This is a genomic window from Phenylobacterium sp. (genome assembly GCF_046590535.1).
Lineage (GTDB): Bacteria > Pseudomonadota > Alphaproteobacteria > Caulobacterales > Caulobacteraceae > Phenylobacterium.
The window spans coordinates 1-8019 of sequence record NZ_JBKJTG010000075.1 but is presented as its reverse complement, the minus strand read 5'-3'; the positions used below and the strand labels follow the sequence as shown (position 1 = coordinate 8019).

Genomic DNA, 8019 nt, shown 5'->3' with positions numbered 1-8019 from the left:
TAGGCGCAACTGGCCATGGCGGTCCGCGCGTTGGCCTCGCCCGCCTGGGCGGCTTCCTTCAGGCTTTCCAGGGCGGTGGTCTGCACGCCGCCCAGGAAGCCCTCGCCCATCCAGGGCATCACATCGGCCACATCGGCGGGGGTGTAGACGCAGGTGACCTCGGCGCCGAACGGCTCGGCCAGCATCACCGCGGCGGCCACCGCGGCCCTGTCGCCCTGGCCGCCGGACAGCGGGGCCATGATTCTCGCCCACATGGTTTCAACCTTCTTCTTGCGTAAGCTTGGACCCCGGCGTCGATGCCAGCATTGATCTTTCCCAGGTCCTGGGTCAGTTCACGACCTTGACTGTGGAGGGAATGCGCCAGTGAGGAAAGGGCTGCGTCGCGGCAAGGAGGCGCCCAGGGCCTGGCAGCGGATGCTGTCGGGGCGCCGGCTGGACCTGCTCGATCCCTCGCCCATGGACATCGAGATCGGCGACATCGCCCATGGCCTGGCCCGGGTCGCCCGTTGGAACGGCCAGACGGTGGGCGAGCACGCCTTCTCCGTCGCCCAGCACTCGGTGGTAGTGGAGGAGATCGTCGTCCACATCCAGCCCGACGTCGCCCCGCGCTGGCGCCTGGCGGCCCTGCTGCACGACGCCTCGGAATACGTGATCGGCGACATGATTTCCCCCTTTAAGGCGGCGCTGGGGGTGGACTACCGCACCTTCGAGGACCGGCTGGAGAACGCCATCCACACCCGTTTCGGCCTGCCGGCGAAGACTCCCGCGGCCATCAAGGGGCTGATCAAGCAGGCCGACCGGGCCTGCGCCTTCTTTGAGGCCACCCAGCTCGCCGGCTTCACCCACGCCGAGGCCCTCGACATCTTCGACGCCCCGCCCGCTGGCTATGTCCTGCACATCGACCCGCAGCCGGCCGCCGCCGCCCAGGCGCGCTATGTGCAGCGGTTCAACATCCTGTCCGAGGCCGCCGGCTACACGCCCACGGCCTCGGCCTTCGACACGGAATAGCGTGGAGACCCCCGTCGTCATCGGCCTGTCGGCGGTGGTGGTGGCGATCCACGATGGCGCCGGCGTCGTCCTGACGGTGCGCTCCAGACATGCAGGCGAGCGGGCCGGCCTGCCGTTCGGCCCGTTCGATCCCGAGGGCCACCGCACCTTCGAGCTGGCCATGCGGGCGTTCGTGACCGAGCAGACCCGCTTCAACCTGGGCTTCGTGGAACAACTCTACACCTTCGGCGACAAGGGCCGCGACGCGCCCCTGGCCGACATGGGCGACGCCTCGCGCGCCGCCCGGGTGATCTCCGTCGGCTACCTGGCCCTGGCCCCAGCGGCGGTGGACACCCACACCGACGACAGCGGCTGGCAGGCCTGGTCGCGGTTCTTCCCCTGGGAGGACTGGCGCGACGGCCGGCCGGCGGCGCTGCAGCTCATCGAACAGGCCCTGCGCCGCTGGACCGGCGCCGACGCCCAGCGGCTGGCTCGGGCGCGGCTGCTGTTCGCCCTCGACGGCGCGCCCTGGAACGAGGAGCGGGTGCTGGAGCGCTATGAGCTGCTCTATGAGGCCGGCCTGGTGCAGGAAGCCGCCCGCGACCGCGGCGAGACCGCCGCTACCTTGCCCGCCCCATTGGTAGCGGCCCTGGGCGAGCCGATGCTGTCGGACCACCGGCGTATCCTCGCCACCGCGCTCAGCCGCCTGCGAGGCAAGCTGAAGTACCGCCCGGTGGTGTTCGAGCTGATGCCGGAGGCCTTCACCCTCTCGGCCCTGCAGCGGGCGGTGGAGGCCATCGCCGGCGTTCCCCTGCACAAGCAGAACTTCCGCCGCGCCCTGGAGCGGGCCGAACTGGTAGAGGGCCTGGGCCGCCTGGACGCCGAGACCGGCGGCCGCCCCGCCGAACTGTTCCGCTTCAGGCGCGAGATTCTTGGCGCGCGGCCGGTGTCGGGGCTGTCCCTGCCGCTTCTGAGGGATTAGCCGCCGCCCACCGGGCACGCAGGCTCGCGCTGGTGTCGCGGCTGCCATCGGGGCTCCAGCCGGGCGGGCCGAACAGCCAGCCCAGGGCGTGTCGGGGCGCGCGGATCAGATCCTGGGCGATGCCGATCCATTCGTGGAAGGCCACCCGCACAATGTTGAAGGTGCCCAGGTTGCGCACCAGGCCGTAGCGGCACGGCTCGGCGTCCAGCTCGGGCTGGAAGGTGCCGAACATCCTGTCCCAGATGATCAGCACGCCCGCATAGTTGCGGTCCAGATAGCGTGGGTTGCGGGCATGGTGGACCCGGTGATGCGAGGGCGTGTTGAACACCGCCTCGAACCAGGCCGGCAGCCGGCGGATCGCCTCGGTGTGGATCCAGTACTGATAGACTAGGCTGATCCCCTTCTGGATGGCGATCATCGCCGGGGGGAAGCCGATGAAGGCCAGCGGCAGCCAAAGGAGCCAGGTGCCGGCCGCGCCGCCGGTCCAGGTCTGCCTAAGCGCCGTCGACAGGTTGTAGTGCTGCGAGGAGTGGTGGTTGACGTGTGACGCCCACCAGAACCGGCGCTCATGGCTCAGCCGGTGGAAGACGTAATAGGTCAGGTCCTCGGCGAAGAACACCAGCGCCCAGGCCCAGATCGCCGTCATCGGGATGTCGAACGCCCGGTGCTGATAGACCCACAGGCTGGCGGCGAAGGCGGCGCCGGCGGTCAGCAGGCCTGCCACCGTGGAGCCCAGGCCCATGAACAGGGAGACCGCGGTGTCCTTGACCTCATAGTTGGCCTTCGCCTTGCGGAACCTGGCCAGGCCGATCTCCAGGATGATGGTCAGGATGAACAGCGGCGTGGCCAGCGCGACGGGATCGAAGTCTGGCTTCACGCGGCCAGGTCCTTGGGCGGCCAGGCCGGCAGGGCCAGGACCGCGCGCGGCGCGGCCACGTCGGTCAGGTCGACGCAAAGCTCACCGTTCTTGAAGCTGGCGGCCAACGCCTTGGCCCAGGGAATCTGGCGGGCCACGAAGCCGTCGCCCAGGCGGCAGAGCACCAGGGCAAGCGCGCCGGATTTGGCCAAGGCGCCCGCCCCGTTCACCGCTACCCAGACGCTGTCGAGGGTCCGGCCCGGAAACTCCTCGGCCAGGATGGCCCGGGCGCGGGCGTCGCTGAGCGGCGGGCCGGGCTTGGCGATCTTCGCCCAGCCGGCCAGGCCCACCAGCAGCATGACAGCCACCCCCGAGGCGGCCAGTTGGATGAAGAAATCCGAACCCACGATGACGTCCCCCCTTGGGACGAAGGCTGCGCGCGAAGGGCCTGCCGGGTCAAGCACCCGCCGCGTCGCGCGGCGCGGAGGGATCGTGCTATCAGTCCCGCTTCCGCCTTCGGGGACCCAGACATGCCTGACGCTGTGATCGCCGCCACGGGCCTCTACAACCCGCCGTTCACGCTCTCGAACGCCGAGCTGGTGGAGACCTTCAACGCCTATGTGGCGCGGTTCAACGCGGCTAACGCCGAGGCCATCGCCGCCGGCGAGGTCGAGGCCCTCATCGGCTCCTCCGTGGAGTTCATCGAGAAGGCCTCGGGCATCAAGTCCCGCTACGTGGTCGACAAGACCGGCCTCGTGGACCCCGAGGTCATGCGCCCGTCGATCCCCGAGCGGCCCGACAGCGAGATCTCCATCCTGGCCGAGATCGCCGTGGCCGCCGCCCGCCAGGCCATCGAGGCCTGGGGCAAGCCGGTCAGCCGGATCGGCGCGGTGATCTGCGCGGCGTCGAACATGCAGCGGGCCTATCCGGCCATGGCCATCGAGGTGCAGCAGGCCCTGGGCATCGACGGCTTCGCCTTCGACATGAACGTGGCCTGTTCCTCGGCCACCTTCGGGATCAAGACGGCGGCCGACTACATCGCCACGGGCTCCGTCGACGCGGTGCTGATGGTCAATCCGGAGATCACCTCCGGCCACCTGAATTTTCGCGACCGCGACAGCCACTTCATCTTCGGCGACGTGGCCACCGCGGTGATCGTCGAGCGCGCCGACGAGGCCGAGGGCGGCTGGGATATCCTCGGTACGCGGCTGAAAACCCAGTTCTCCAACAACATCCGCAACAACTTCGGCTTCCTCAACCGCGGGGCGCCCGAGGGCGCGGACAAGGCCGACAAGCTGTTCGTCCAGGAGGGCCGCAAGGTGTTCCGCGAGGTGGTGCCCATGGTCTCCGACATGATCGTCGAGCACGCCCGCGACCTGGGCGTGGAACCCACCTCCCTGAAGCGCCTGTGGCTGCACCAGGCCAACATCAACATGAACGAGATGATCGGCCGCCGCGTCCTGGGCCGCGACCCGGCGCCTGGCGAGAACGTGATCATCCTCGACGAATACGCCAACACCTCCTCGGCCGGCTCGATCATCGCCTTCCACAAGGCCAACGACGGCTTCGCGGCCGGCGACCTGGGCCTGATCTGCTCCTTCGGCGCGGGCTATTCGGCCGGCACGGTGTTCGTCCGCAAGCGCTAGCCGGCCTGCTGGGCTGGGCTAGCGGTCCTTCTCGCGCTCGCCGATGGCCGCCTGGGCCGCCGCCAAGCGGGCGATCGGCACGCGGTAGGCCGAGCAGCTCACGTAATCCAGGCCCACGTCCTCGCAGAACGCGATCGAGGCCGGGTCGCCGCCGTGCTCGCCGCAGATGCCCAGCTTCACGTCCGGGCGCACCGCCCTGCCCCGCTCGGCGGCGATGCGGATCAGTTCGCCGACCCCTTCCTGGTCAAGGCTGACGAAGGGGTCCCTCTCGAAGATGCCCTTCTCGATATAGGCGTTGAGGAACCGGCCACTGTCGTCGCGGCTGATACCGAAGGCGGTCTGGGTCAGGTCGTTGGTGCCGAAGGAGAAGAACTCCGCGTGCTCGGCCAGGTCGCCGGCGCGCAGCGCCGCGCGGGGCAGCTCCACCATGGCGCCCACCAGGTACTCGATCTCAACGCCCTTCTCGGTCAGCACCTGCCGGGCGATCCGGTCGGTGAGCAGGCGCAGGAACTTCATCTCCTCCCCCTTGGCCACCAGGGGGTGCATGATCTCCAGGATCGGCGCAGGACGGCCGCCCTGCGCCACCTCGCAGGCCGCCTCGACAATGGCGCGCACCTGCATCTCGTAGATCTCGGGATAGGACACCCCCAGCCGGCAGCCGCGGTGACCCAGCATGGGGTTCACCTCGTGCAGCTCCCTGGCCCGGCGCAGCAGCTTGCCGGCGTCCAGGCCGGTGGCCTGCGCCACCGCGGCCACGTCCTCCTCCATCTGCGGAAGGAACTCGTGCAGCGGCGGGTCGAGCAGCCGGATGGTCACCGGCAGGCCCTCCATGATCCCGAACAGCTCCACGAAATCGCGCCGCTGCATGGGCAGGATCTTGGCCAGGGCCAGGCGGCGTCCGGCCTCGTCATCGGCCAGGATCATCTCGCGAACGGCGGCGATCCGGTCGGGGTCGAAGAACATGTGCTCGGTGCGGCAAAGCCCGATGCCCTCGGCGCCGAACTGCCTGGCGGTGCGCGCGTCCAGCGCGGTCTCGGCGTTGGCGCGCACCTTCAGGCGACGGACCTGGTCGGCCCAGGTCATCAGGGTGGCGAAGTCACCGGAGAGCTCCGGCTCGATCATCTTCACCGCGCCCGCCAGCACCTCGCCGGTGGAGCCGTCGATGGTGACGATGTCATGGGCGCGGATGGTGCGGCCGCGGACGTGGAACTCACCGGCCTTGCCGTCGATGCGGATCTCGCCCGCGCCAGAGACACAGGGGCGTCCCATGCCGCGCGCCACCACCGCGGCGTGGCTGGTCATGCCGCCCCGGGCCGTGACGATGCCACGCGCCGCGTCCATGCCGCGGATGTCCTCAGGGCTGGTCTCTTCCCGCACCAGGATCACCGCCTCGCCTGCGGCGCCCAGCTTCACGGCTTCCTCCGCGGTGAACACCACCTTGCCGGTGGCCGCGCCCGGCGAGGCCGGCAGGCCGGTGGCGATCACGTCGCGGGGGCTGGACGGGTCGATGGTCGGGTGCAGCAGCTGGTCCAGGGAGCCGGGGTCCACGCGCATCACCGCTTCGGAACGGGTGATCAGGTCCTCCGACGCCAGATCCACCGCGATCCGCAGCGCCGCCTTGGCTGTGCGCTTGCCGTTGCGCGTCTGCAGCATGTAGAGGCGGCCCTTCTCCACGGTGAACTCGATGTCCTGCATGTCGCGATAGTGGGTCTCTAGCCGGCCGACCACCTCCTTGAACTGGACGAACACCTCCGGCAGCGCCTCCTCCATGGAGAGCTGCCTCTCGCCCATCTCCTCGCGGGCGATCTTGGTGAGCGCCTGGGGCGTGCGGATGCCGGCCACCACGTCCTCGCCCTGGGCGTTGATCAGATATTCGCCGTAGAGCCGGTTCTCGCCGGTGGAGGGGTTGCGGGTGAAGGCGACCCCGGTGGCCGAGGTCTCGCCCATGTTGCCGAACACCATCGACTGGACGTTGACCGCCGTGCCCCAGCTTTCCGGGATGTCGTGCATGCGTCGGTAGAACTTGGCCCGGTCGTTCATCCAGCTAGCGAACACCGCGCCAACCGCGCCCCAGAGCTGGTCGTGGACGTCCTGCGGGAACGGCTGGCCCAGGTCGCGCTCCACCGCGTCACGGTAGTCGGCGACCACGGCTTCCCAGTCCTCGGCGGTCAGGGCCGTGTCGACGGTGGCGTCCAGGCGTTCCTTATGCTCGTCGAGGATCTCCTCGAACATGTGATGGTCGAGGCCCAGCACCACGGCGGAGTACATCTGGATGAAGCGGCGGTAGCTGTCGAAGGCGAAGCGCCGGTCGCCGGAGAGCTTGGCCAACCCCTCCACGGTCTTGTCGTTGAGACCCAGATTGAGGACCGTGTCCATCATCCCGGGCATGGAGGCGCGGGCGCCCGAGCGCACCGAGACCAGCAGCGGGTTGGCCGGGTCGCCGAAGGTCTTGCCGGCCTGCTGTTCCACCGTCGCCAGCCCCGCCGACACCTGGTCCTTCAGGTTGGCCGGATACTGCCGCGCGTTGGCGTAATAGTGGACGCAGGCCTCGGTGGTGATGGTGAAGCCGGGGGGCACCGGCAGGCCCAGGGACGACATCTCGGCTAGGTTCGCGCCCTTGCCGCCCAGCAAGTCTTTCATGGAGGCGTCGCCGTCGGCGGCGCCTGCGCCGAAAGCATAGACCCAACGCGTCTTCACCATGCTGTCGGCCGTCATCTGGTCCTCATCAACCTGTCACCTGGCCGAAGTCGGCGACCCGCCCCATCGCGTCGCGGACCCTGGCCAGCAGCCGCAGCCGGTTCTCGCGCTCGGCGGCGACTTCGGAATTCACTAGCACCTTGTCGAAAAAGGCGTCCACGGGCGCCCGCAGGTTGGCGAGCGCCTGCATGGCCACCGCGAAGTCTTCGGCCTCCAGCGCGCCCGCCACCGCGGCGTCGACCTCAGCCACCGCCGCGATCAGCGTCGCCTCTTCGGGCGCGGCGCCCGGCATGGCCAAGGGCTCGCCCTCGGGCAGCGCGCCCTTCTTCTCCTCGGCCTTGAGGATGTTCACCGCCCGCTTGTAGCCGGCCAGCAGGTTCGCCCCGTCGTCGGTCGCAAGAAAAGCGCTTAACGCTTCGACGCTGCTGACCAGCTGAAGCGGGTTGAAACCACGCATTGTACGTTCAAAGACCGCGCGAACGACGTCCACTCGGTCACCTTGGTCGCGGAGCAGCACTTCCAGCCGGTCCTCAAGAAATCCGAATGTGAGCGCCTCAAGGATGGGTGCCGCCTCCAGGTATGTGATCTGCGCAAAGGCGGGATATCTGCGAAGGTGATCGAGTAGGAGATCGTTTCCTCTGAGTTCGAGCTGAATTCGGCCACCAAGAATAATCTTCAGGACCCCAAGCGCAGCCCGCCGTAAAGCGAACGGATCCCGTGAGCCCGTCGGTCGTTCGTCGATGGCGAAGAAGCCAACCAACGTGTCCAGCTTGTCGGCCAGCGCCACCGTCGCGGCCACCGCCTGTGTCGGGATGGCGTCGCCCGGCCCCTGCGGGCGGTAGTGGTGGCGG

The 8019-nt window shown here is 69.0% G+C and carries 7 protein-coding genes and 1 pseudogene; 3 read left to right on the top strand and 5 right to left on the bottom strand.

What is annotated here, in order from left to right; translation table 11 throughout:
• Positions 1–254 (bottom strand): annotated as a pseudogene (locus tag ACLL81_RS04480) (universal stress protein); the annotation flags it as partial.
• A 109-nt stretch (positions 255–363) separates the two neighbouring features.
• On the opposite strand from ACLL81_RS04480, the gene ACLL81_RS04475 reads away from it, so the two are divergent.
• Positions 364–1008: a YfbR-like 5'-deoxynucleotidase gene (locus tag ACLL81_RS04475; RefSeq protein WP_411287144.1), complete on the top strand. Its 645-nt coding sequence runs from the start codon at positions 364–366 to the stop codon at positions 1006–1008.
• A 1-nt stretch (position 1009) separates the two neighbouring features.
• Positions 1010–1969: an NUDIX hydrolase gene (locus tag ACLL81_RS04470; protein ID WP_411287143.1), complete on the top strand. Its 960-nt coding sequence runs from the start codon at positions 1010–1012 to the stop codon at positions 1967–1969.
• Here ACLL81_RS04470 and ACLL81_RS04465 read toward each other — a convergent pair.
• Both ACLL81_RS04465 and ACLL81_RS04460 read right to left on the bottom strand, forming a co-directional pair.
• Positions 1905–2846, bottom strand: coding sequence for a sterol desaturase family protein (locus ACLL81_RS04465; protein WP_411287142.1), 942 nt, complete (start codon positions 2844–2846; stop codon positions 1905–1907). The two genes, ACLL81_RS04470 and ACLL81_RS04465, sit on opposite strands and share 65 nt — an antisense overlap.
• Entirely contained in the window at positions 2843–3232 is a 390-nt protein-coding gene (locus ACLL81_RS04460; protein ID WP_411287141.1) for a hypothetical protein, read from the bottom strand. The genes ACLL81_RS04465 and ACLL81_RS04460 overlap by 4 nt, the downstream gene beginning before the upstream one ends.
• Before the next feature lie 123 nt (positions 3233–3355).
• On the opposite strand from ACLL81_RS04460, the gene ACLL81_RS04455 reads away from it, so the two are divergent.
• A complete protein-coding gene (locus tag ACLL81_RS04455) occupies positions 3356–4471 on the top strand; it encodes a beta-ketoacyl-ACP synthase III (RefSeq protein WP_411287140.1) in 1116 nt (371 codons plus the stop codon).
• A gap of 18 nt (positions 4472–4489) precedes the next feature.
• Here the strand turns inward: ACLL81_RS04455 and ppdK are convergent, their stop codons facing one another.
• A complete protein-coding gene (gene ppdK / locus ACLL81_RS04450) occupies positions 4490–7186 on the bottom strand; it encodes a pyruvate, phosphate dikinase (RefSeq protein WP_411287139.1) in 2697 nt (898 codons plus the stop codon).
• A gap of 10 nt (positions 7187–7196) precedes the next feature.
• Positions 7197–8019: glycine--tRNA ligase subunit beta (locus ACLL81_RS04445; protein WP_411287138.1), on the bottom strand; the 823-nt coding region annotated here is incomplete at its 5' end.